Raw genomic sequence first — 23,379 nt, 5'->3', positions numbered from 1 at the left:
CCCTTAATGGCCGATCAGCGGCCGGGCAAGTTCTCGAAGAACCCGCCCGGCGCCGTTCGAGGCCGGAAGACCGGGACTGCTACAGCTTGGACAGCTGGTTCTTCACTTCCTCGGAGATGGCGCGGCCCTCGGCGCGGCCCTGCAGCTTGGGGGTGAGGAGCTTCATCACCGCGCCCATGTCCTTGGCACTCTTGGCACCGGCCTCGGTGATGGCGGCCTGGACCTCGGCGCGCAGCTCGTCCGCGCTCAGTTGCTTGGGCAGGTAGTTCTGGAGGACGGAGATCTCCGCCTCTTCCTTCTCGGCCAGCTCGGGGCGGCCACCGGACTTGAACTGCTCGACGGAATCGCGGCGCTGCTTGATGAGGGTGCCGATCACCTGAAGGATGGCGGCCTCGTCGAGAGGGCCGGTAGCGCCGGGCTCCACTTCCTTGTACTTGATGGCGCTCTTGAGCATCCGAAGGACGCTGGTGTTGAGCTCGTTCTTCGCCCGCATCGCGTCCTTGAGGTCGGCGTCGATGCGCTCCCTGACGGTGGCCATGGCAGTGCTCCAGGATATGTGTGGGAAGGGTGCTACACGGACGGGAACCAGGGCGCTGGACTGACGCGGCCCCGGTTCCCGGACGAGGAGGCGGCTAGTACGTCTTACGCGCCTTCTTCACCGCGCGCTTCTTGGCCGCGAGAGCCTTCTTCTTCCTCTTCACGGAAGGCTTCTCGTAGTGCTCGCGCTTGCGGATCTCGGAGAGGATACCAGCCTTCTCGGTGGCCTTCTTGAAGCGCTTGAGGGCGCTCTCGATGGACTCGCCGTCCTTGACTCGAATGCCGGGCATGCCTGTCACCTCCTTCCGTGTGCGCTAAAAAATCCAGGGGGCGCCATATGACGCAGCGGGCGTGAAAACGCAAGGACACCCGCAGAAAAGGATCTGCCGGGTAGGCTAAAGTGGACCCTCGTGAGCGCCGCCCTCTTCCTCGTCCTGTTGTTGTCGGCTGGCCAGCATGGCGGCCAGGGATCCCTGGGTTGCTGGTCCTCCTGCCAGCGGCATGTGCAGGACCAGGCTCTCCGCGCCCGGCTCTGCCAACTGTGCGTCACCACCGGCCGCGCTGATTCCTGGGTGCTGGAACTGGGACGCACCCGGGGGCTCCCCGCCCAGGAGGGCCTCCGCTCGGCGCTGACGGATCCGGACTGGCGGGTGCGCTGGGCCGTGCTGCGGGCCCAGGCGAAGGCCCGGGGGCACACCGAGCCGCGTACCCTCGCGGACTGGGTGGCCGAGGCCCCGGCCAGGGACGAGGTGCTCGCCTGCCTCACCGCCGCGCGAGCCGCCGCCAGCACGGGCAAGTCGACTGCCTCCTATTTGAAGGAGGCGGGGGCCAAGGGGGGCACGGCGGCCGCCCGCGTCTGGGCCCGCCGGGACGCCATCCGGGAGGCCCTGGAGGTGGAGGTGTACTCCGAGCAGCCCGTGCTCCGGGGCGAGGCGCTCTCCCACCTCGCGACCTTCCTGGGCAGGCCGCCCGCCCGGGTGCTGCTGGAGTCCATGGCCCGGCGCCCCGAGGCGGGGGACGTGGCCGCCGCCTCCGCGCTCCTCTCGGTGGCCGAGAAGAAGGGCTCCTCGGTGGGGCGGATGCTGCTGGCGGAGGCGAAGCCGCCGGATCAAGCCCTCATCAACCGTCTCTTCGCCGTCTATTCGGCGGACCTGGAGAAGCTGCAGAAGGGGCTGGCCTCCCTCGACGTCACCGAGCGGCGCGCCACCGTGCAGTCGCTGTGGCGCTACGGTCCCCTGGCGCAGCGGGAGTTGGAGCGCGCGCTGGTGGACTCCGAGGCCCAGGTGCGCCGGCTGGCGGCGAGGGGACTGGCCGAGGCCGAGGGCCTGTCGTTGATGGAGGCCGCGCGCCGGAAGATCTGGGACGACGGGGCCTCGCTGGACACCCGGTGTACCTGGATGGATGTGGTCGCGACCGAGAAGACCTGTGAGCCGTTCCTCCTGGAGGTGGCGCACAACACCGATTTTCTCGCCGACACGCGAGGCGAGGCGGCGGCCAGGCTCGCCGACTGCGATGGCGATGCCACGCGCCGCTTCAAGCGATTGGCTCCCTTGCTGAAGGATCAGCAGGCCGCGGTGCGGGCCGGGGCGGTGCGGGCGCTCGTCCTGCCGCGCTCGCCCGAGGTGGATGCCGCCGTCGCCGCCGCGCTCGAGGACTCCATGCCAGAGGTGGTGGCCGCCGCCCTCGGTGTGGTGGGGCGGCAACGCCAGGTGGCGCGGGTGGAGAGCGTGGTGAACCTGCTCGGCTCTCCGCACGCCGATGTGCGCGAGGGTGCTGCCCGCGCACTGGAGTGGATCGGCCGCCCCCAACATGTGAAGCACCTCGCCCAGATGCTCGCGCAGGACAGCGTCGCCTCGGTGCGGGTGGCCGCCGCCGAGACGCTGGCCATCCTCGGAGGCCCCTTCGCCGCCTCCGCGCTCAGTCAGGCCGCCGCGAAGGATCCGGACTCCCATGTCCAGCATGTGGCCCGGCGCGGACTGGCGCGGCTCGGCTTCCGGCCTCCTTGAAGGCAGTCCTTGCAGGTGCTCCGGGTAGGTGGGTATGGTTCGAGGTCTGGAGAAGTGTGCATGAAGATTACACGAGCCATCGTCATCGAGCCGGGGGCGGCGGGGCGCCGCAAGTTGAAGGAGGGTCTGGAGAAGGCGGGACTCGAGGTGTCCGCCGTGTCGGAGTGGGAGGAGGCGCCGGGCCGGGCCCATCTGGTGGTGCTGGGACCCTCGGTGGAGCGGCCGGAGCGGGTGGCTCGCGCGGTGCGGGGGCAGTTGCCGCAGGCGCTGGTGCTGGCCGCGCAGCAGACGCCCGGCAAGGCCGGCTTCGCGGATGGCATCCTTCCGCTGCCCGTCTCCGCGAAGGACCTCCAGGTGCGCCTGCCCGAGCTGGTGAAGCTGCGGACGCTCTCGCGGGGCACCCCGGCGCGCAAGGCTCGCGCCGCTCCCGCCCCCGAGCCGGTGCGCGCCTCGGGCGAGCCGCTGTTGGATCCGCTCACCCAGTTCTACGTCTTCGCGCACTTCAAGGACTTCCTCTTCGTCGAGGTGAAGCGCTCCCGGCGCCATGGCCTGCCCCTGGCGCTGGCGCTGGTGGCGTTCGATCCGCTCCCGGTGCGAGCGGGGCGCGAGTTGCGCGAGCAGCTCCATGGAGGCCTGGCGCTCGCCATCCGGCGCTCGCTGCGCGATACGGACTTCCCGGTGCAATACTCGGCGGACCGGGTGCTGCTGCTGCTGCCGCACACGGACCTGGCCGGAGCCCACACCCTGGCCCGCCGTGTCTGCGAGCGCGTGGCCCGCTCCAGCCTCGCCTTCGATGACCAGGTCATCCGCCCCACCGTGTCCGTGGGCCTGTCCGCGCTCACCCCGGGCCGGGAGGTGTCCTTCGCCGACCTCGTGCGTCAGGCGCAGAGCTCGCTCGAGTCCGCCCAGGCCGCTGGCGGCAACCGCGTGGAGATGCTCGCGGAGACGCCGGGACTGGAGATTGAAGGGACGTAGGGGAGGGGACGGCTACGGGCCGCTGATGGCCTTGCCGTCCACCCGGTTCCGGCCGGCGCGCTTGGCCCGGTAGAGGTACTTGTCCGCCGCGCTGATGATGTCCTCCGCCTGCGCGAAGTCCGTATCGTGCAGCGTGGCCACGCCCAGGCTGATGGTCACCTTGATGGGCGTCCCACTGAAGATGAAGTCGGTGCGGTCCACCGCTACCCGGCAGCGCTCGGCACACGCGAGCGCCTGGTCCTCGCCCGACTCGCGCAACATCAGGGCGAACTCCTCGCCGCCATAACGCGCGATGACGTCCTCGGTGCGGATGGTGTCGCTCACCCGCTGGGCGATCCGCGTCAGCACGTAGTCACCCGCCGGGTGCCCGTACACGTCGTTGATCTTCTTGAAGTAGTCCACGTCGAACATCACCAGGGACAGGGCCACCCGGTGGCGCAGGCAGTACGCGAACTCCTTGCGCAGCGTCTCCATGAAGTACTTCTTGTTGTACAGGCGCGTCAGACCGTCGCGCGTGGCCGACTCGTAGATGCTGCGCTGGTAGGCCTCCTCCAACTGGTCCTGGATGGAGAACTTCAGCACCGTGTTGGAGCCGATCTGGATCTTGTCGCCGTCATAGAGCGGCGCGGCGCTCACCTTCAGGCCGTTGAGGAACGTGCCATTGGTGCTGCCCAGGTCCACCAGCTGGAAGCGGCCCTCGCCGAGCGACACCACCTTCGCGTGCTTGCGCGAGATGCCATCGTCCTCGACCTGGAACTGCGCCTCCACGCTGCGGCCGAGCACCGTCTCGGACTTGTCCAGCTTGAACATCCGGCCGATTCCGGCCGCGGACTTCGCGCTGATGACGATGAGATACGCGCTCTGCTGCTGGGGGGCGTCCCCCAGCAGGTCCGAAATCGAATGGACGGCGGTCTTCTCGTCGGACATCGTGCCCCCCATCTTATGGGTCGAGGATTGTCAGCAGCAAGCAGACCCCACGACGGACCTACCGGGATGGTCGGCTCCTAACGGGCTTGCCTCGACTTTTTGGCCGGCGGCTCCACCACGGCCGGCGGCCGCTCGGTCATCTCCCCGACAATTGGGGTCTCGATGAAGCGCGCGAGCGATTCCCTGTCCCGGTGGTAGGCGAGCCCCTGCATCAGCTTCACCAGCGCCGCCGAGGGCGTCATGTCGCCGCCGCTCAACGCCCCCTCCTGGAGGGCCGCCGCACCGGACTCGTAGAGCGTCAGGTCCACCCCGTTGCGGTAGGCCTGGCTCACCACCACCACCGGCACGTCCCGCTTCCGGGCCTCCCGGAAGAGCGGCAGCAGGGACCGGCCGAGCGACGCATCGCTGGGATAGTTACCCGCACCATAGGCCTCCAGCACCAGACCGCGCAGGTGGGGCAGCAGGGCCAGGGGCAGGGCGGGGTCCAACCCCGGGAAGACCTTGAGCAGGAAGACCCGGGGCTCCAGCTTCTCGCGCAGGCGGAAGGGGCCCTTCTGACGCAGACCCGGAGCGAAGGTGGCATCCACTCCCAGCGTACCCAGCAGGGGGAAGTTGGGGCTCTCGAAGGCGTCGTACTCGGACACCTTCACCTTGCGGGTGCGGTTGCCGCGGTAGAGGTGGGAGTCGAAGCAGATGCTCACCTCGGGCGGGCCCTGGAGGGCGGAGAGCACCGCGTCGATGAGGTTGAGCCGCGCATCCGAGCGGATCTCCCCCAGGGGCCGCTGCGAGCCCGTCATCACCACCGGCTTGGGCAGCCCGGGCAGCATGAAGGAGAGGGCGCTGGCGGTGTAGGCAAGGGTGTCTGTACCGTGCGTCACCACGGCGCCGTCGAAGTCCGGCAGCCGCTGGTGCAGGTGGGCGGCCAGGCGGCTCCACAGCTCCGGCTGCATCTCCGAGCTGTCCAGGTTGGAGAAGAGCTCCAGCTCGATGTCGGCGAGCCGGAAGAGCTCGGGGCAGCGGGACTTGAGCGTCTTGAAGAAGGCCGCGGGGCGCAGCGCGGACGGCCGGCCTCCGGCCATCCCCAGCGTACCGCCGGTGTGCAGCAGGAGGATTCTGGGCATAGGCGGGTCCTCCCTGTCAGAGCCGGGGTCGCTTTACAAGCCCCGCGCGCATCGCTAAGACCGGCTGGTGCTCCCCGACCGTCGCAATCGCGTCCTCCTGGCGCTCACCCTGGCGCTGACGGCCCTCTCGGCCTGTACCAAGAACTCCGAGGCGGCCCAGCCCGCCCAGCCCACCGCGCCCAAGCCGTCCACCCCGGCCCCGGCGGCTCCGCCCCCCCAGGCGGCCGCTCCCGCTTCCGGGGGCTCGGTCCTCTCCGGCATCCCCGGCATGGACTTCTCCGCCCTGCCGCCCTCCGCGCAGCGCGAGCTGTCCACCGTCTTCACGGACGAGTTCTGCTACTGCGGCTGCCCCCACACCCTGGGCCAGTGCCTCAAGGGGCACACCACCTGCCAGCACGCGAAGCGCATGGCCCGGCTCGCCGCCCGGCAGGCCGCCTCGGGAGTGCCGGCCACGGAGATCATCGTCGCCCTCTCCGAGTACTACTCCGGCTTCCGCGCCACCCGGCAGAAGCTCGAGGTGGACCCGCGCATGTGCATGGGCGACCCCAAGGCCCCGGTGACGCTGGTGGAGTTCTCCGACTTCGAGTGCCCCTTCTGCGGCACGGCCCGCCCGATCCTGGAGGCCTTCGCGAAGAAGAACGCCAGCCGGCTGCGCTTCTGCAACGTGCCCTACCCGCTGCCCATGCACGCCAACGCGGTGCCCGCCGGCCAGGCGGCGCTCTGGGCGAGGGATCAGGGCAAGTACTGGGAGATGCACGACGCGCTCTTCGAGAACGCGCGCAACCTGTCCACCGCCAACATCGTGGCCATCGCCAACAAGCTGGGCCTCAAGGGCGCGGACCTCCAGAAGGCCCTGCAGGCCGGCACCTACGCCCAGGAGCTGGAGAAGTACAAGGCGCTCGGCAACGCCGCCAACGTCCGCGGCACGCCCAGCCTCTTCTTCAACGGCCGCGCCTACGACATCCAGATCGGCCTGAACGAGGATTCCCTTACCCACAGCCTCGAAGACGAACTCGAGTGGCGCGCGAACAACAACGCGTGGGCCGCCGACTGACGGTGACATGAGCCAGCGCTTCCGCATCGACGGCACCCAGCTCGTCCCCGACGAGCGCCAGGGGACTCAACAGCCACAGCCGCCAGCGCTGGCGGGCCGCACGGGCTCGTACGTGCTGCAGCCCACCTCGCCGGACCTGCTCGTCTTCTCGCGCACGCCCGCCGAGGGGGGCTCGCTGCCCACCCCCCGGGTGGTGCTCTCCGGAGATGCCTCCGGATTCCCCCTGTCCGATCTCATCGCCTTCCTCAGCCAGGCGCGCTGGAGCGGCGTCGTGCGCGTGCAGGCCCCCGGCGGCGAGCGCTCCGTCATCCTGCGCGAGGGCGAGGTGCGCGGCGCCACCTCGGACGTGGCCGCGGACCGGCTCGGCGAGGTGCTCGTCCGGCTGGGCTACCTGGAGCGCACCCAGTTGGAGACGGTGCTGCGCGAGCACCCTCCCTCCAAGATTGGCCGCGCCCTGGTGGAGCGGGGCCTGCTCCAGGCGCATGACCTGTTCAAGTGCGTCACCCACCAGGTGAGTGAGATCTTCCACGCCATCGTCCTGTGCCGGGAGGGCAGCTTCTTCCTGGTGGACCAGCCGGTGGAGGACAAGCTCGGCCACAACATCCAGCTGTCCACGCAGAGCCTGCTGATGGACAGCATCCGGAAGATCGACGAGCTGGCGCACTTCCGCAAACGCATCCCCCACAGCCGCCTCTACGTGCTGCGCAAGGGCATGGCCAACGCCCGGCTGGAGCCGGACGAGGACAAGGTGCTGGCCCTGGTGGATGGACGCCGCACGGTGCTGGACCTGGGGCAGGGCGCCCGCCTGTCCGAGTTCGACGTCACCAAGGTGGTCTACGGCCTGCTCGAGGGTGGCTTCGTGCAGCTGTCCGACAAGCCCCTGGGCGGCTCCATGCAGTCGCTGTCCGGCATCCCCGCGGTGCGCCCCAAGGCCTTCATGGGCATCCCCGTGGTGCGCCCGTCCTCCACCGGCATTCCCACGGTGAGGCACTCGCAGTCGGGCCTGCGCGCCATCACCCAGCCGCCCCAGCCGGCCCCGGTGGTGGACGTGCGCGAGGTGGTGCACGTCTTCAACCGCATCTTCCGGGAGATCGCCGCCGAGGTGTCCAAGCAGGGCCTGGCGCGCGAGTTCATCGCCTCGGCCAACGCCGCGCTCTCGGGACAGGCGCTGTCCTCCTCGCCGGTACTGGCGGGGCTGGCCTTCGCGCCGGACGGCAGCCTCCCGGACGCGAAGCTGGTGAGCGCCTATGAGCAGTACCGCGGCTCGCTGGGCTCGGAGCCGCTCGCCTCCTTCCGGCAGGCGCTCAGCGACGTGATGTTCTTCCTCCTCTTCCAGGCGGGAGAGCTGCTCGAGTCGCGCGCGGACGAGGACCTCGCCCGGCGCGTGAAGGACATGCTCGCCTCGCTCGGCGGGTCCTGACATGGGCACGGAGCGGCCCCGGCTGACGGAGGACGTGCCGGGGTGCGGTGGCGCCTTCAAGCTCGTTCCCGAGGACTTCGAGGTGGAGGAGCTGCCCGCCTACCAGCCCTCGGGAGAGGGAGATCACCTCTATCTCTGGCTGGAGAAGCGCGGCCGGGACACCCGTGAGGTGGTGAAGGCCCTGGCCTCCGCGCTCGGCGTGGACGAGGGCGACGTGGGCGTGGCCGGGATGAAGGACCGGCAGGCCATCACCCGGCAGCTCATCTCCGTGCCCGCGAAGGGTGAGGCGCGCCTGCCGGAGTTCTCCCTGGAGGGCGTGAGCGTCCTGTGGAGCCGGCGCCATGGCAACAAGCTGCGCACCGGGCACCTGAAGGGAAACCGCTTCCGGCTGCGTCTGCGGGGCGTGAAGGACGTGGGCGCGGCGCGCGAGAGCTTCACCCGGCTGGGCGCCCGGGGCCTCCCCAACTACTTCGGAGATCAGCGCTTCGGCCGCGAGGGCGACAACGCGGATTTCGGCCGGCTGCTGGTGCTGGGACAGCGGCTGCCGCGCCGCCCGGACAAGTTCCAGCGCAAGCTGTACCTCTCGGCCTTCCAGTCCCGCCTCTTCAACCGGGCCCTCGTGGACCGGCTGCGCGCGGGCACCTTCGACACGGCGCTGTTGGGGGACGTGCTTCGCAAGGAGGACTCGGGCGGCCTCTTCGTCTGCGAGGCGCCCGAGGTGGATGGGCCCCGCGCCGCCTCCTTCGAGGTGAGCCCCGCCGGGCCCCTCTTCGGGCCGAAGATGACCGCCGCCGCCCACGCCGTGGCCGAGGCCGAGGCGAAGCTGCTCGCGGACGAGAGCGTCACGCTGGACGACTTCCGGCGCGGTGGTGACGAGACCCAGGGCGGGCGCAGGCCCTACCGGGTGCGGCTCGGCAACCCCTCGCTGGAGGTGGACGGGGAGGACCTGGTGCTCACCTTCGAGCTGCCCAAGGGTTCCTACGCCACCGAGGTCCTCCACGAGCTGTTGAAGGACGGCTGAGTCCCTCAGGTTTCTGAGCCCGGTATGGCGCGTTTCCGAGCCCGGGAGCGCGCTCTCTTTCCGTGCCCGAGCCTTCGGACAGAGGGAAGGGGAGGCGATGGCATCCCCATTGCTCCAGGGGATGGCATCTCATTTCCACCGGAGCCATCCATGGACTCGCCCTTGCTGCGCCGTCTCTTCTCGCGTGCCCTGCGCGCCTCGCTCGCCTCTCCACTGGTCCTCGCGGGCTGTGGAGGCGCGGACCTGACGGGCTACTCCGCGCTCGCTTGTGATGATGGCTTCCCCACGGTGAGCGGCCTGTCTCCCACGGCCGCCCCGGACTTCGTGCAGTTGCGGCTCACCTTCATGAACGGGGATGGGAGCTACATCAATGAGGCGCAGCGCAACTCCTCGGGGACGGCCTGCGAGACGGCTTCCGACAAGGCGGCGTGCGAGTCGGCCCTGAGCAACCTCTCCTCGCCAACGGGCTTCCGCTCCATCTGCGAGATGAGTTGCAGCGCGTACTACCTCGCGACGACTCGAGGCGACGAGGTGACGGCCCACACGACGCTGGAGGCGCTCAAGGGCTTCCTGGGCTCCATCGACACGGCGCAGGAGGCCGCGCTCCTCGCCTTCGCGTCCAAATACGACCTGTCCTGCCGCGACCTGGAGCGGGGCGCGGTCCGGGCGAACGGCAAGGGGGGCTTCAACGTCATTGGCACCACCGGCTACGCCTGTGGGCCCAACACGGCGTTGACGCAGCACGTCCTGGAGGTGTCCGCCTCGGGCGAGGTGAAGGAGGTGAGCAGCCATATCCTGGAGCGGGGCCTTCCGAACTGCGTCGTCGGCCGGCGGCCCGTGGGGCTGCGCGCCTCGGACGGTGTTGCTTGCGTGGACGCGCTGGGCCGTCACTTCGCATCGGCCGCGCACCTGGAGGCCGCCTCCATCAAGGCCTTCCTCCGGCTGAGGGAGGAGCTCGCCCTGCATGGCGCGGATGTCGCGCTGCGGGACGCCGCGCTCGTGAGCGCCCTGGAGGAGGTCATGCACACGGACGTCAGCACGCGGCTCGCCCGCCGCTTCGGCGCGACGCCCCAGCGGCCCGAGGTGGCGGAGCTGCCCTTGCGCTCGCTCTTCGAGGTGGCGTTGGAGAACGCGGTGGAGGGCTGCGTGCGCGAGACGTTCGGGGCGCTGGTGGGGCACCATCAGGCGCTGCACGCGCGGGACGCGGAGGTGCGCGAGGCCATGACGCGCATCGCAGAGGACGAGACGCGGCACGCCGAGCTGTCCTGGGCCATCGACCGCTGGGCGCGCGAGCAGCTGACCGCCGCGGAATGCGCCACCCTGCGCGAGGCCCAGCGTGAGGCCGTGGCGACGCTGCGCGAGGAGGTGGAGGGGGCCCTGCCGCCGGACGCCGTGCTCGTCACCGAGGCGGGCGTGCCCACGCCGGACGTCGCCGCCTCCCTGCTGGCCACGCTCGAGCAGGAGCTCTGGGCCTGAGAGACGGGCCCGGGGAGGGGAGGGCGCGAGCAGTGCTAGCGTTGGCCCATGCGCCGACTCCTCTCCCTGTTGGGGGCAGTGCTCCTCCTCGCCTCCTGCCAGTCCCTGTCCTCTCGCGTGGGCTCCACCCCTCCGCCCGAGGGACAGCCCATCTTCCTCGGGGAGAAACACAGCCTGCGCTCCGCCATCCTCGAGGAGGAGCGTGGCTTCCAGCTCTACCTCCCACCCGGGTACGCGGAGTCCTCGGAGCGCTATCCCGTCCTCTACCTCCTGGATGGTGATGCGCACTTCCATCACGCCACCGGTGTTGTGCAGTTCCTCGCGGGCAACTCGCACATCCCCCCGATGATCGTGGTGGGCGTGCCGAACACGAAGCGCACGAGGGATCTCACCCCTCCGCCGCACGGTGACACCGTGATGCCCGGGGACACTTCAGCGCGGAGCATCGCGCAGTCGCTCCCCACCGCTGGCGGCGCGGACCGTTTCCTGCGCTTCCTGGAGGAAGAGCTGGCCCCGCACATCGAGGCGCACTACCGCACGCGGCCGTACCGCGTCCTCGTGGGCCACTCGTTCGGCGGGCTCTTCGCCATCCATGCCCTGATGAACCGCCCCCAGAGCTTCAACGCGTACATCGCCATCAGCCCGAGCCTCTGGTGGAACAACGGCGAGCTGGTAGCCGGCGCGGTGAAGTCCCTCGAGCGCCTGCCCGAGCAGGAGCGCTTCCTCTACATGTCCATGGGCGAGGAGGGGGAGGAGATGCTGAAGCCCATCCAGCGGCTCGCGGCGACGCTGGAGGAGGCCAGGCCGGCGCGGTTGGTGTGGCGCTACGCCTTCCTCCCGAACGACCACCACGCCAGCACGCCGCACCGGACGCTCTACGATGGGTTGGAGGCCGCCTTCGAGGATCTGCGGCTCGCCCAATGGGAGGCCCGCACGGGTGAGCTGGCGCAGGTGGAGACGCGCTACGCCCAGCTGTCCAAGCGGCTCGGTTTCGAGCTCCAGCCCCCCGAGGAGCTGATCAACGTCATGGGGTACTCCCTGCTGCAGCGCGGGAAGGTGGAGGCCGCCCTCACCGCATTCCGGCGCAACGTCGAGCGGCACGGGGACTCGGCCAACGTCCATGACAGCCTGGGCGAGGCGCTGGAGGCCGCGGGCCAGTTGGAGGAGGCACTCGAGAGCTACCGGCGCGCGCTCGCGCTCGGCATCCAGGCCAACAAGGTGCACCCCGCCTATCAGCAGCACGTCGAGCGGGTGATGAGCAAGCTGTCCGTCCAGGCCTCGGGTGACGGCGCGCCCTGACGCGTGGAGGGCGGGCTTGGGGGCTCGCCTTCATGGTGGGGCCGGTGAGCCTGCCCGCGAAAAGGAAGAGGGTGCTCGCGGCCCGGAGGCTCGCGGCACCCTCTTGGGTCCCTCCCGGTGGGGGAGGGAGCTACTGCTCGACGATGTTGAACTCGGTGCGGCGGTTGTTGGCGCGGCCCTTCGCCGTGGCGTTGTTGTCGATGGGATTCTCCTCACCGAAGCCCACCGCCTCCATGCGGCCCGGGTCGATGCCGCGCTTGAGCAACTGCGCCATCACCGAGTCCGCGCGCGCCTGGGACAGCTTCAGGTTGGTCACTTCCTTGCCGAGCGAGTCCGTGTGACCCTCGATGCGGATCTTCTTGATCCTCGGCATGTCGCGCAGCACCTGCGCCACGTCGTCGAGCACGGCGGTGCTCTGCTTGCCGATGATCCTCGCCGAGCCGGACGCGAAGAGGATCTGCTTCTTGATCTCGACCTTGTTCTTCTTGACGACGACCATCTTGTACTTCTTGGCGCAGCCGCGCTCGCTCTGCACGCCGGGCTCCTCGGGGCACACGTCCACGCGGTCCGGGATGCCGTCGTTGTCCTTGTCCGGATCCGGGCAGCCACGCATCTCCTTGGGGCCGGCCTCGTTGGGGCAGACGTCCAGGCGGTCCACCAGGCCGTCCTTGTCCGTGTCCACGTCCGCGCAGCCGCGCGTCTCCTGGGGGCCGGCCGCATCCGGGCAGAGATCCAACCGGTCCGGGATGCCGTCGCTGTCCTTGTCCGGATCCGGGCAGCCACGCATCTCCTTGGGGCCGGGCTGATCCGGGCAGACGTCCATGCGGTCCACCACGCCGTCGCCGTCCTTGTCATCGTCCGGGCAGCCGCCGTTCTCCAGCGGGCCGCTCTTCAGCGGGCAGCGGTCCAGGCCGTCGGGGATGCCATCCGAGTCGTTGTCCAGATCCGGGCAGCCGTCCTCGTCCTGGAAGCCATCCTTGTCCTCGGGCTCGTCCGGGCACTTGTCCTGCGAGTCCTCGACGTTGTCCCCGTCCTTGTCGGTGCGAGGGCAGCCCAGGTTCTGGATGGGGCCGGAGGCGTCCGGGCACTTGTCCGCGGTGTCGATGAGGCCGTCCTGATCGTTGTCCGAGTCGGGGCAGCCGTCCGAGTCCTCGAAGCCGTCCTTGTCCTCGGGCTGGTCGCGGCACTTGTCGAGGTTGTCGGGAATGCCGTCCCCATCGGCGTCGCCGGGGGCCTCCTCGGGGCAGCCCTGGTTGGAGAGCGGACCGGCCGTGAGCGGGCACTTGTCGTTGCCGTCCAGCACGCCGTCGCGGTCGTTGTCCGGCTCGGGGCAGCCGTCCGTGTCCTCGAAGCCGTCACGGTCCTCGGCACGGTCCGGGCACGGGTCATCCTTGTCGAGGATGCCGTCGCCGTCGGTGTCCTTCTCCTCGATCTGCACCACCACCTGCTGCGACGGCTTGGGGGTGATCTCCACCTGGGTGGGCGGCTGGTCCGTCTGCTGCTGGGGCGGGGGCGTGGTGCCGTCCGGCTTGTCCTTGACCGTCACCTTCGCGGGAGCGCAGCCCTTGGAGAGCTCCAGGGCCTTCTTGATGGCTTCCTCGGAGACGCGGATGTGCTCGGAGGCGCGGTAGCTGGTGCCCTGGCTCAGCTCGCCGCGGGCGAAGTCGAGGTGGGCCTCGGCGGTGGCGAGCTCCACCGGGGCGCAGCGCATGGCGCCGCCGCGGCGGGCGCGCTCGATGTCGGCCTGGAGGACCTCGGACTGCGCGCGGACCTTGTTACCGCTCACGCAAGCGGCGCAGAGCAGCAGCAACGAAGAGGCGATGAGTCGTCGCATCGGGTGGGTGCTCTCGCGTCAGGGGTTGGGGCTGGCGGAAGCGGCGTCTTCCGCGTTGGCGTTGGCCATGGCCTTGGTGCGGGCCTCGGAGGCGAAACGGGAGGCCTTCTCGGCGAAGTCCACCCCGGCCTGGAAGTCCGAGTAGCCGACCTCCTCGCGCGCCTTGCGGATGTAGAGGTTGGCGGCCGTCCACTCGTAGGGGGCGAGCTTCTCGGCGCCAGCGGTGCGGGCCGCCTGGATCTGCACCTCGGCGTCCAGCAGGTTCGAGGTGGACCTCAGGGGGCCGCACCCGGCGACGGCTCCCGCCGCAGCCACCAGGACCAGGAGTCGCTTCATGGAAGGAGCCTCGGGATAAGGGCTGGAAGACACTAGGAGATGGGTCGTATCAATCGCCTCGGGGAGGGTCAAGAATCGGTCAGTCGTACATCCCCGAGGAAGGGAGCGGGCCCGGCCGGGGTTTTGACAGCCTCGCTCCGGCCTTGTCATCGTGGCTGGCCGTGCGCACCCTGCCAGCCTGCCTGTTGCTCGTCCTCGCCCTCACCACTCCGGCCGTCCAGGCCGCCCCGCCCTCCGTGCAGAAGCGCCAGGAGCGCCGCACGGAGACGCGGGCGCTCGTCAGGGAAGTGTTCGCGGGGAGGCTCTCGGTGCCCACCGCCGTCTCCCGGCTGCGGATTCTGCGGGAGGAGGCCTTCGCCGCGGGGCTGATCGTCGAGGAGCTTCCCCAGGTGCTGGAGCCCCGGCGGCTGCGGGACGTGACGGCGGTGCTGGCGGGGCTGGAGACGCGCGCGGCCGAGCCCGCCCTGGTGGGTCTGGCCGGGCATGAGGACAGCGCGGTGCGCATGTACGCCGTCCAGGGGCTGGGCAAGGTGCGCAGCCGGCGCGTGGACGTGATGCTGCCGCTGCTGGAGGACAAGTCGCTCGGGGCGCGCCGGGAGTCGGCTCGCGCGCTCGGGGCCACCGGCAACCCCCAGGTGGGCAAGGCGCTGCTCGCCGCGGCGCGGGCGGAGTCGGATCCTCAGACGCGCGTGATGATGCTGGAGGCGGTGGGGGCCTCCGGTGACAAGAAGCAGGCGCCGGCCCTCAAGGCCTTCCTCGACGACAGCTCGGAGAGCACCCGCTTCGCCGCCGCCCGCGGCCTGTGCCTGCTGGGGGTTCCCGAGGGCTTCGCCTTCGCGCGCAAGCTGCTGTCCTCCGAGGACAAGCACGTGCGCCGCCAGGGCCTGGCCCTCTACGAGGGCGTGTCCGCGAAGCAGTCCGCGGCCGTGCTCCGCCCGCTGCTGGAGGACAAGGACCGCACGCTCGCGGCCGGCGCGGCCCGGGTGCTCTACCAGGGAGGGGACAAGACGATGATGTCCTGGCTGGTGCTGGCCTCCTGGAACGCCCAGGGCGAGGAGAAGCTCACCTACGAGAAGGAGTTGGAGACGCTCCACCTCGCCGACGACGAGCGCAAGGCGCTGCTGCGCAAGGCGGGGGTCGTGAAGTGAAGGCCTTCGCCCTTGTCTCGGCGCTGCTGGCCCAGACGCCCGCCGCCGCCACCGTGCCCGCGGCACCGGCTCCGTCCGGCGCACCGGCGCGCAACACGCTCAAGGCGCCCGTGAAGGAGCCCATGGTGGTCTGGGCCTCGCTCAGCCCCCAGGAGCGCGCCTCCTTCATCACCGGGGACGCGGGCCTGCCGCTGAAGGAGCGGCTGCTGCGGGTGAGCGAGCGTTTCCTGGGCACGCCCTACATCCACTCTCCGCTGGGGGAGGGAAGCGGGGTGGATCCGGACCCGACGTTCCGGCTGGACGCGGTGGACTGCCTCACCTTCGTGGAGCAGGCGCTGGCCATGAGCCTGGCCTCCGCCGAGCCCGAGGTGGCGGGGGTGCTCGAGCGCCTGCGCTACGCGAGCACGCCCACCTACGAGGAGCGCAACCACCTGATGGAGGCGCAGTGGCTGCCCAACAACCAGCGCAAGGGCTTCCTGGCGGACGTGACGCGGCGCTACGGCGGTGAGGACACCGTGCGGGTGCAGAAGACGCTCACTGCGGTGACGTGGACGTCCCGCTCCTCGCAGGCGCTGGCGCTGCCCAAGACGCACCAGCCGCGGGGCACCTACAACCTGGACATGATTCCGCTGGAGCGGGTGATGGCGCACGCGCGCCAGGTGCCCTCGGGCACCATCCTCGTGGTGCTCCGCGAGGACCTGCCGCTCAAGGCCACCCGGGTGACGCACCTGGGCTTCGTGGTGCAGAAGGGCAAGCGCACCTGGCTGCGGCACGCCCGGCGCGGCGTGGACGGCAACGGCCGGGTGGTGGACGAGGACCTGGAGACCTTCCTCGCTCGCAACGCGAAGTACGACAAGTGGAAGGTCTCCGGAGTGAGCCTCTACGAGCCGCGCCGCCCCGAGGCGGGCGGCGGCGAGCTCGTCCGCTCTCCGTGACGGCCTCTCCCCGCCCTCAGGTGTAGACGTCTACACTTGAGGTGCGGCAAGGGCGTACATGTACCTCCACTCAGAGGGCGCTGGGAGGAGGCGCGGTGGCCTCCGTTTCGCGCTCCTCCTCCTCGGCGGCGCGGGCGGCCTCCTCGGCGGTGGAGTCCAGCCGGGCCTTCTCCTGCGCCAGCAGGGTGAGGGCGCGCTGCAGGTGCTCCTCGCCGACCATGATCTCCCACCAGGGCTCCAGGGCGCCGGTGGTGAGCACGTCCACGGCGCCGCCGCGGCGCGGCCGGACGAAGACGGGGATGCGCTCGACCTCCAGCACGCGCACGTAGTCCTCGGCGGTGAGGGGATCATCCGCGGTGGTGGCCCGGACGAACTTGCGGGTGTCGCTCTCGCTCGACAGCGGGATGTGGCGCTGGCTCATGGCCTCCGCGTCCACCAACTCACTGCCGGGACAATCGGCGCACGTCTTCACACCATCCTGGTATTCGGAACCGCACTGCGTGCAGTACTTCATCGTGCCTCCCTCCAGGATCCACACCCTGGCAACCAGGCCCGAGGTTAGCACGCGCGGCCTCAATGCCTGGCTGCTTCCCCCAGGCTTCCCACGGCGGCTGACAAACGCTCGACATCAATGGGCTTGCGGAGCACCACGTCACAGCAGCCGGCGTCCACATTGGTGTAACCGGACACCAGGATGACACCCGCCTTGGGCTGGCGGTGCTTGACCTCCTGGGCGAGTTCGGTGCCACACATGCCGGGCAGCGACTCGTCCGTGACCACCACGTCGGGGTGATCGTTCTCGAAGGCCCGCAGTCCGGCGAGACCGTCCGACGCCGTGACGACGTCGAAGTCCATCTCGAGCAGCTCCGCGAGAAGCTCCCGGCTGTCGCCGTCATCCTCGACCAGCAACACCTTGATTCGCTCTCCCATGCGACTGAGCAACCCGGGAGCCCTCCAGAAACGTCCGCGACTCCCGGGCGCTCCGTCCCTGGCCCGGAGAGCGGGCAAGGGAGCGGGCGAAAACGACGCTCACCGAATGTCGGCGGGCTGCCCATCTTGAGGGTCCAAGGGGAGGTGACGCGATGAAGGTACTGATGCGAGGTGTCCACCTGTCACTGACGGACGAGCTGCGGGACTACGCCAACCGGCACCTGGTGGATCCCCTCGTCAAGTTCATTGATGACGAGGCGACCGAACTCGAGATCGCCATGGTGGACATCAATGGTCCCAAGGGCGGCGTGGACCAGGAGTGCCGGGTGACGGTGCGGATGCCGGGCTTCGCGGGCATGCATGTGACGGAGACGGCGGAGACCATGTTCCACGCCATCGACGCGGCGCGTGACACATTGGAGAAGATGATCACCCGGACGTTGGAGAAGCGCCGGGAGCAGGGCAGCCAGGGGCTTCCCCAGGACGTGCGCTTCTAGCGCGCGGACGGAGCCCGGACCCCTTGCCTGGTGTCCGGGCTCCCAGGCGGACCTTTCCCGGTTTCTTGCTGGCCCCGAGCGGTGGACGCTATAAGCGGACACTTCACACCCCCCGGGCTAAAGGTCGGCGATGGTCCGCTTCAAGTTCTTCGTCTTCGCACTTCTGGTCCTCGGACTCGGGGTGGCGCATCTCCCGCTGGTCTCGGGAGCGCTGAGCGAGCGCGCCACCCAGGATGCCGCGGCCCCCGCCACGGCGGCCATCGCCGAGGTCTCCCGAGCATTCGACGCGCGCCGGCTCGCGGTGCAAGGCCTGGCGCTGAAGCTCGCGGCCAGTCCGGACGTGGCCACCGCCGTGCAGCCGCAGGTGGTGCCGCTGCCCAGGGGCAAGGGCATCCGCGTCGTGGAGCCGCCCACGGGTGAGCGTTTCACCAACCTGCGCGCCGCCGCCAAGGAGCTGGTGCGCGAGCCGCTCGCGGGCTCGCTCGTGCTCGCGCTCTCCACCACCGAGGGCTCGCTGTACGCGCTCGCCGGCGGGGAGCCCGTGTCGGACGACAAGCTGGACGTGCAGGCGCTGCTGAAGGCGGGCAGCGAGGGCGTGCTGGTGGACGCGTTCGACGCGCTCCACGTCTTCTACTCCGTGCCGGTGCTGTGGAACGCCGAGGGCGGCCATTCCCAGGTAGCCGCGACGCTGGTGGTGGGTGCGCCGCTGGTGGACGTCAAGGCGCTGGAGGGCGCGGCCCTGTCCTCCGGTGTCGCCGCGCTCGCGCTGGTGCAGGGCGACAAGGTGCTGGGCACCGCGGGCGCGCAGAAGGAGCTGGCCGCCGGGGGCATCCAGGTGCTGCGCAAGGGCCAGCACGGCCACGTGGTGCGCAGTGGCAGCGTGCGCGGGTGGCACTCCCTGGTGCCGCAGGTGAAGCTGCCGCTGTTCACCCGCTCCGATGATCTCAAGAGCACCGAGGCTACGCTCGCGGTGGGCTCGCGCCGGGCGCTCGAGGGTGGCCTCGAGGTCGTGGCCGTCTGCAGCGTGCTTCCCTTCATGACGGCGCTGGCGGACTACCAGCAGATCGTCCTCTTCGGGCTGATGTGCCTGCTGGGCTTCTCGCTGGTGTGGCTGGTGCTGATGGGCTCGGGCCGCGCCGCCGCCCCGGCCGCCGCCAAGGAGAAGAAGGACGAGAAGAAGGACAAGAAGAAGGGCAAGAAGGGCCAGGAGGAGGCCGAGGCGCCCGCCCCGGCCGCGGCGCCGCTCCCCGTGGCGCCCGTGCAGGAGCCGCCCGTTGCCAGCCCGGATGACTTCCCCTTCCCGGCCCGTGCCGCTCCGGCTCCCGCCGCGCCGGCCGCCGCCGAGGGAGATGCGTTCCCGTTCCCCGCGCCGCCTGTTCCGGGCGGGGACGCGCACGCGGCTTCCGGTGGGGATGCGTACCCGTTCCCCACGCCGCCCCCGGTGGCGGATCCGTTCGGCTCGCCCACGGTGCCGGGCAAGGATCCGTTCGCCGCGCAGGCCGGAGCCGGAGATGCGTTCCCGTTCCCCACGGGAGACTCGGGCGCGGGCGTGGCCACGGCCGCCGCCCGGCGGGGCGCGTTCGCCTTCGAGGATCAGCCGACGGCGGCCTACACGCTGCAGCAGGCGGCGGATCCCTTCGCCGCGGCCGCCGCGCAGGCGGGCAACGCTCCGAGCTTTGGCGAGGACTCGCCTCCCGAGACGACCCGCGTGGCCGCCATCCCGCAGGAGTTGCTGGCGCGCTCGGCGCGTCCCAATACGGCCGAGGTCCCCCTCGCGGGCCAGCGGCCGGGCCACCCCGGCATGGCCGCTCCGTCCACGGCGCCCACGCCCGTCATGGGCATGCCTCCGCCTCCGCCTCCCACCGGCAGCGGTGCCATCGCCATGGCCGAGGAGCATCACTTCCAGGACGTCTTCCGCGAGTTTGTCGCGACGCGGGACCAGTGCGGCGAGCCCAATGACGGGCTCACGTACGACAAGTTCGTGGCCAAGCTGCGCAAGAACAAGGAGCAGCTCGTCCAGAAGTACGCGTGCAAGACGGTGCGCTTCCAGGTGTACGTGAAGGAGGGCAAGGCGGCCCTCAAGGCGACGCCCGTCAAGGACTGACGCGCCCGGCGCCGCAGTGTTGTCTCCAGAGGGCTCCAGGTCTCGAGGACCTGGGGCCCTCTCGCTTTTCCTGGTAGCGGTGGCGGCTCGCTTTCGAGGAGGGACACATGAAGGTGGGTTTCGTTGGACTTGGCAACATGGGTCAGCCCATGGCGAGGAACCTGCGCGCCGCGGGGCATGAGCTCGTGGTCTACAACCGCACCCGCGAGAAGGCCGAGGCGCTGCGCCAGCAGGGGGCCCGGGTGGCGGACTCGCCGGCGGACGCGGCGCGGGGGGCGGAAGTTGTCTTCTCCATGCTCTCGGACGACGCCGCGGTGGAGGCCGCCGTGCTCGGAGGCTCGGGCCTGCTGGCCGGGTTGGAGAAGGGGGCGCTCCACGTGTCGTCGAGCACCATCTCGGTGGCGCTCTCGGAGCGGCTGGCCGAGGCCCATGCGAAGGCCGGGCAGCGGTACGTGGCGGCGCCGGTGTTCGGCAGGCCCGAGGCGGCGGAGGCGAAGCAACTCTGGGTGGTGGCCGCGGGCGCGAAGGCCGACGTGGAGCGGTGCCGGCCGCTGCTGGAGGCGATCGGACGTGGGTTGTCGGTGCTCGGGGAAAAGGCCTCGTCGGCGAACGTGGTGAAGCTGTCGGGCAACTTCCTGATTGCCTCGATGATCGAAGCGCTCGGGGAGTCCTTCGCGCTGGCCCGCAAGTCGGGTGTCGAGCCCCAGGTGTTCCTGGAGCTGTTCCAGTCGGTGTTCGCGCGCTCGCCCATCTTCGAGCGCTACGCGGTGCTGATCGCCAACGAGCAGTACGAGCCCGCGGGCTTCAAGCTGAAGCTGGGGCTCAAGGACGTGCGGTTGGTGCTGGAGGCCGCCGGAGCCGCGGAGGTGCCGATGCCCCTGGCCAGCCTCCTGCGAGACCACTACCTGGGCGGCGTGGCCCAGGGCAGGGGAGACCTGGACTGGTCGGCGCTCGGGGCGCTGGCGGCGGAGCGGGCGGGCCTCGGCGGGAAGTGAGGCCCCGCCGCGCTCAGGTGGACTCGGGCTCGTCCTCCTCGGAGGGGGGCACGGGTGCTCCACCGGGAGCCGGGCGCTTGCGTGCACGGGGTGCCAGCTCCGCGCCCACGTTCAGGACGAAGGTGTTGCCGGGCGTGGTGCTCGCGCCGCCGAGCGTCTGCAGCATGCGCAGGTCGAGCAGCGATGGGTGCTGCTCCACCAGCCGCGCCGCGTTGGCCAGGTTACGCAGGGCCGCGGACTCGCCGCGCGCCTTCTCCAGCATGGCCTGGGCCTCCTTCTTCGCCTTGAGCGACTCGGAGAAGGAGCGGCGCAGATCCGCCGGCAGCATCACGTCCTTCACCTCCACGGACTCCACCGAGAGGCCGAAGGCACGTACCTCGGCGGCCACGCGCTCGCGCATCCGCTGCCCCAGGTCCACGCGCCCCGCCACCAGTTCCTCCAGCGGATGGCGGCCCATTTCCTCGCGCAGCGCGAGCTGCACGGCCAGGTAGAGGGCTTCCGTGTAGTTCTGCACGCGGTGCAGGGCCGGCTCGGGCTCGGCCACCGCGAAGCGTACGGCGAGGCTCACCTTGAGGCCCACCTGCTCCTGGCTGAGCACCTCCTGGCCGGGCACCGTGAGGTAGCGCTGGCGCATGTCCACCTGCTGCGTGCCGTGGCCCTGGCGCAATACCCGATGGGGTCCGGGCTTCAGCACACGCACGAAGCGGCCCTGGCGGTAGAGCAGGGCGGTGAAGCTTTCGGGGACGACCACTTTCAGCACGAGCAGCTTGTAGGCCACCGCGCCCAGCACGAGCACCACCACCAGCAGCGGGAAGAATGGGAACGTGTCCATCGGCCTCTACCTCGTTCAGCGAAAGACGTCGGCTCCGGGAGCCCCGGCGGCGTGGCGGGGGCTCTTCGCCCGCATGGCCGTTCCGCACGGTGCGCCTCGAGGGCGCTGGCTCCCGGAGCTTCCGTTGGGGAATCGAACCCCGGCCTCGCGGCCTCCGATAGGGGAGCCCCCGACCCCAGGACACTCCCGGACCGATGTCCGCGGGTGCTGGAGAGGACTCCCCACCTCACTGGACGCATCTGAGCCCGTGGTCTGACCGCGGCTATTTCCCCTCGCCCTCCGGGAGAGGGACGGGGTGAGGGTTCCACGCATCCCGGGTTGAACCCTCTGTCCCCACTCGAGGGCCACGGGTTGGAGAACCGAGACAGGCACCCTCACCCTTTCCCTCGCCCTCCGGGAGAGGGGATGTCTTCGCTCGCTGCCCTCGAGGGGCGGGCTCAATGAAAATGGAAGAGCGCCGCCCCCGTCTCCGGAAGCGGCGCTCCTCACATCACCTCACGGCGGTGACGACCCCGGCGCCGATCGTCTTCCCACCCTCACGGATGGCGAAGCGCATGCCCGGCTCCACGCCGATGGGGCGGAGCAACCGGAAGCCCACCTGGGCCCGGCCCCCCGGCTCCACGAGCCCCTCGCCCTTCACCTCGATCGTCCCCGTCACGTCCGTACTGCCGAAGAAGAACTGCGGCGTGTACCCCGTGCCGAACGCCGTGTGGCGGCCTCCCTCGCTGGCCGAGAGCACGTACAGCTCGGCCTCACCCTGCGCGTGCGGGTGGATGGAGCCCGGGGCGCAGAGCACCTGGCCGCGAGCCACCTCCTCCCGCTTGAGACCGCGCAGCAACAACCCCACGTTCTCACCCGCCCGGGCCTCGGGGCACTGGCGGTGGAAGGACTCGATGCTGGTGACCACCACCTCCCGCGTCTCCGGCCCGCCCAACCCCACCAGCTCCACCGCGGCCCCCGCCGTGAGCACCCCGCGCTGGATGCGGCCCGTCACCACCGTGCCGCGCCCCGAGATGGTGAAGACGTCCTCGATGGGCATCAGGAACGGCGAGGTGTAGTCCCGCACCGGGTCCGGAATGTGCCTGTCCAGCGCGTCCACCAGCTCACGGATGCAGCGGGTGGCCTCGTCCTCCACCCGCCCGGCCGTGACGGCTTCGAGCGCCTCGAGCGCCGAGCCCTTCACCACCGGCACGTCCGCGTAGCCGTGGGCCGCCATCAACTCCTGCGTCTCGAGCTCCACCAGCCCGAGCAGCTCCGGGTCCGCCACGTCCACCTTGTTGATGAACACGACCATGCGCTCCACGCCCACCTGGCGGGCCAGGAGGATGTGCTCCCGCGTCTGCGGCTGCGGCCCCTGCGAGCCGTCCACCAGCAGGATGGCGCCATCCATCTGGGAAGCGCCGGTGATCATGTTCTTCACGTAGTCCGCGTGACCGGGGCAGTCGATATGGGCGTAATGACGCGTGGCCGACTCGTACTCGACGTGGGTGATGTTGATGGTGATGCCGCGAGCCTTCTCCTCGGGCGCGCTGTCGATCTGGTCGTAGCCGAGGCCCTTGCCGCCATGAATCGCGGCCATCACCTGGGTGAGGGCGGCGGTGAGGGTCGTCTTGCCGTGGTCCACGTGGCCGATGGTGCCAACGTTGACGTGCGTCTTGGTGCCCATGGGAGTGCTCCTGGTTGTGGGCCGGGCCGGCCCGGGTTGAAGGCGTTGGAAAAAGAAAAACCCCTCGAGCCACGCGGGCCCGAGGGGTCGGACGGGGAAGTCCCTGACGGTCTCAGCCGGTCAGGGCACCTCCTCGCGCCGCACACGCGGGTCTCGCGACGAGCGGTTCGCCGCTGAGACTGAGACTGATGACGTGGGCGCGAAGGAGGTCATGGCCGTCGGAAGGAAAAAGGAATCCAGGGAGCACGGACGCGCCGGGCCGGAAA

The 23,379-nt window shown here is 70.3% G+C and carries 22 protein-coding genes; 12 read left to right on the top strand and 10 right to left on the bottom strand.

What is annotated here, in order from left to right:
- Positions 1-79 precede the first annotated feature (79 nt).
- Positions 80-538: a GatB/YqeY domain-containing protein gene (locus BO221_RS19790; RefSeq protein ID WP_073562040.1), complete on the bottom strand. Its 459-nt coding sequence runs from the start codon at positions 536-538 to the stop codon at positions 80-82.
- Positions 539-632: 94 nt separating this feature from the next.
- The gene (rpsU, locus tag BO221_RS19785; RefSeq protein WP_002621505.1) at positions 633-827 is read right to left on the bottom strand and encodes a 30S ribosomal protein S21; all 195 of its coding nucleotides are present in this window, start codon (positions 825-827) and stop codon (positions 633-635) included.
- A 120-nt stretch (positions 828-947) separates the two neighbouring features.
- On the opposite strand from rpsU, the gene BO221_RS19780 reads away from it, so the two are divergent.
- Positions 948-2,543 (top strand): HEAT repeat domain-containing protein, encoded by a 1,596-nt coding sequence (locus tag BO221_RS19780; protein WP_083681206.1) that lies wholly within the window; start codon positions 948-950, stop codon positions 2,541-2,543.
- 60 nt (positions 2,544-2,603) lie between these two features.
- On the top strand, positions 2,604-3,518 hold the full coding sequence (locus tag BO221_RS19775) for a GGDEF domain-containing protein (protein ID WP_073562038.1): 915 nt from the start codon (positions 2,604-2,606) through the stop codon (positions 3,516-3,518).
- 12 nt (positions 3,519-3,530) lie between these two features.
- Here BO221_RS19775 and BO221_RS19770 read toward each other — a convergent pair whose 3' ends face one another.
- Together BO221_RS19770 and BO221_RS19765 are read right to left on the bottom strand one after the other, a co-directional pair.
- Positions 3,531-4,445, bottom strand: a complete 915-nt coding sequence (locus BO221_RS19770) for a GGDEF domain-containing protein (RefSeq protein ID WP_073562037.1) — start codon at positions 4,443-4,445, stop codon at positions 3,531-3,533.
- A 77-nt stretch (positions 4,446-4,522) separates the two neighbouring features.
- Positions 4,523-5,566, bottom strand: a complete 1,044-nt coding sequence (locus tag BO221_RS19765; protein WP_073562036.1) for an asparaginase — start codon at positions 5,564-5,566, stop codon at positions 4,523-4,525.
- Between the two features lie 67 nt (positions 5,567-5,633).
- Between BO221_RS19765 and BO221_RS19760 the strand changes: the two genes are divergently transcribed.
- The 5 genes from BO221_RS19760 (at position 5,634) to BO221_RS19740 (ending at position 11,836) form a co-directional block, all read left to right on the top strand.
- Complete coding sequence (locus BO221_RS19760) at positions 5,634-6,620, top strand: thioredoxin domain-containing protein (RefSeq protein ID WP_073562035.1); 987 nt, start codon at positions 5,634-5,636, stop codon at positions 6,618-6,620.
- Between the two features lie 7 nt (positions 6,621-6,627).
- On the top strand, positions 6,628-8,040 hold the full coding sequence (locus BO221_RS19755; RefSeq protein WP_198956147.1) for a DUF4388 domain-containing protein: 1,413 nt from the start codon (positions 6,628-6,630) through the stop codon (positions 8,038-8,040).
- 1 nt (position 8,041) lies between these two features.
- Positions 8,042-9,061, top strand: coding sequence for a tRNA pseudouridine(13) synthase TruD (truD, locus tag BO221_RS19750; protein ID WP_073562033.1), 1,020 nt, complete (start codon positions 8,042-8,044; stop codon positions 9,059-9,061).
- Between the two features lie 150 nt (positions 9,062-9,211).
- Entirely contained in the window at positions 9,212-10,537 is a 1,326-nt protein-coding gene (locus BO221_RS19745) for a ferritin-like domain-containing protein (RefSeq protein ID WP_073562032.1), read from the top strand.
- Positions 10,538-10,585: 48 nt separating this feature from the next.
- A complete protein-coding gene (locus tag BO221_RS19740; protein ID WP_073562031.1) occupies positions 10,586-11,836 on the top strand; it encodes an alpha/beta fold hydrolase in 1,251 nt (416 codons plus the stop codon).
- A 130-nt stretch (positions 11,837-11,966) separates the two neighbouring features.
- Here BO221_RS19740 and BO221_RS19720 read toward each other — a convergent pair whose 3' ends face one another.
- Both BO221_RS19720 and BO221_RS19715 read right to left on the bottom strand, forming a co-directional pair.
- The gene (locus BO221_RS19720; RefSeq protein ID WP_083681205.1) at positions 11,967-13,670 is read right to left on the bottom strand and encodes a thrombospondin type 3 repeat-containing protein; all 1,704 of its coding nucleotides are present in this window, start codon (positions 13,668-13,670) and stop codon (positions 11,967-11,969) included.
- An 18-nt stretch (positions 13,671-13,688) separates the two neighbouring features.
- Positions 13,689-14,006, bottom strand: coding sequence for a DUF4398 domain-containing protein (locus tag BO221_RS19715; RefSeq protein WP_073562030.1), 318 nt, complete (start codon positions 14,004-14,006; stop codon positions 13,689-13,691).
- A gap of 161 nt (positions 14,007-14,167) precedes the next feature.
- Between BO221_RS19715 and BO221_RS19710 the strand changes: the two genes are divergently transcribed.
- Positions 14,168-15,154, top strand: a complete 987-nt coding sequence (locus BO221_RS19710; protein ID WP_198956146.1) for a HEAT repeat domain-containing protein — start codon at positions 14,168-14,170, stop codon at positions 15,152-15,154.
- Positions 15,151-16,089: an N-acetylmuramoyl-L-alanine amidase-like domain-containing protein gene (locus BO221_RS19705; protein WP_073562029.1), complete on the top strand. Its 939-nt coding sequence runs from the start codon at positions 15,151-15,153 to the stop codon at positions 16,087-16,089. The genes BO221_RS19710 and BO221_RS19705 overlap by 4 nt, the downstream gene beginning before the upstream one ends.
- A 70-nt stretch (positions 16,090-16,159) precedes the next feature.
- Here BO221_RS19705 and BO221_RS19700 read toward each other — a convergent pair whose 3' ends face one another.
- Positions 16,160-16,603 (bottom strand): putative signal transducing protein, encoded by a 444-nt coding sequence (locus BO221_RS19700; RefSeq protein WP_073562341.1) that lies wholly within the window; start codon positions 16,601-16,603, stop codon positions 16,160-16,162.
- Between the two features lie 59 nt (positions 16,604-16,662).
- Entirely contained in the window at positions 16,663-17,019 is a 357-nt protein-coding gene (locus tag BO221_RS19695) for a response regulator (protein ID WP_043403629.1), read from the bottom strand.
- Positions 17,020-17,171: 152 nt separating this feature from the next.
- Between BO221_RS19695 and hpf the strand changes: the two genes are divergently transcribed.
- From hpf to BO221_RS19680, 3 genes are all read left to right on the top strand, one after another.
- A complete protein-coding gene (hpf, locus tag BO221_RS19690) occupies positions 17,172-17,516 on the top strand; it encodes a ribosome hibernation-promoting factor, HPF/YfiA family (protein WP_073562028.1) in 345 nt (114 codons plus the stop codon).
- Between the two features lie 130 nt (positions 17,517-17,646).
- On the top strand, positions 17,647-19,620 hold the full coding sequence (locus BO221_RS19685) for an MXAN_5187 family protein (RefSeq protein WP_073562027.1): 1,974 nt from the start codon (positions 17,647-17,649) through the stop codon (positions 19,618-19,620).
- A 107-nt stretch (positions 19,621-19,727) separates the two neighbouring features.
- Positions 19,728-20,615 (top strand): NAD(P)-dependent oxidoreductase, encoded by an 888-nt coding sequence (locus BO221_RS19680; protein ID WP_073562026.1) that lies wholly within the window; start codon positions 19,728-19,730, stop codon positions 20,613-20,615.
- 13 nt (positions 20,616-20,628) lie between these two features.
- Here the strand turns inward: BO221_RS19680 and BO221_RS19675 are convergent, their stop codons facing one another.
- Together BO221_RS19675 and tuf are read right to left on the bottom strand one after the other, a co-directional pair.
- On the bottom strand, positions 20,629-21,447 hold the full coding sequence (locus tag BO221_RS19675; protein ID WP_073562025.1) for a slipin family protein: 819 nt from the start codon (positions 21,445-21,447) through the stop codon (positions 20,629-20,631).
- Between the two features lie 490 nt (positions 21,448-21,937).
- Positions 21,938-23,113 (bottom strand): elongation factor Tu, encoded by a 1,176-nt coding sequence (gene tuf / locus BO221_RS19670; protein WP_073562024.1) that lies wholly within the window; start codon positions 23,111-23,113, stop codon positions 21,938-21,940.
- Positions 23,114-23,379: the final 266 nt, after the last annotated feature.

The sequence above is a fragment of the Archangium sp. Cb G35 genome (assembly GCF_001896145.1).
Classification (GTDB): domain Bacteria; phylum Myxococcota; class Myxococcia; order Myxococcales; family Myxococcaceae; genus Archangium; species Archangium violaceum.
Note: the sequence above shows the minus strand (reverse complement) of the source record. Positions and strands in the feature narration are given on the sequence as shown.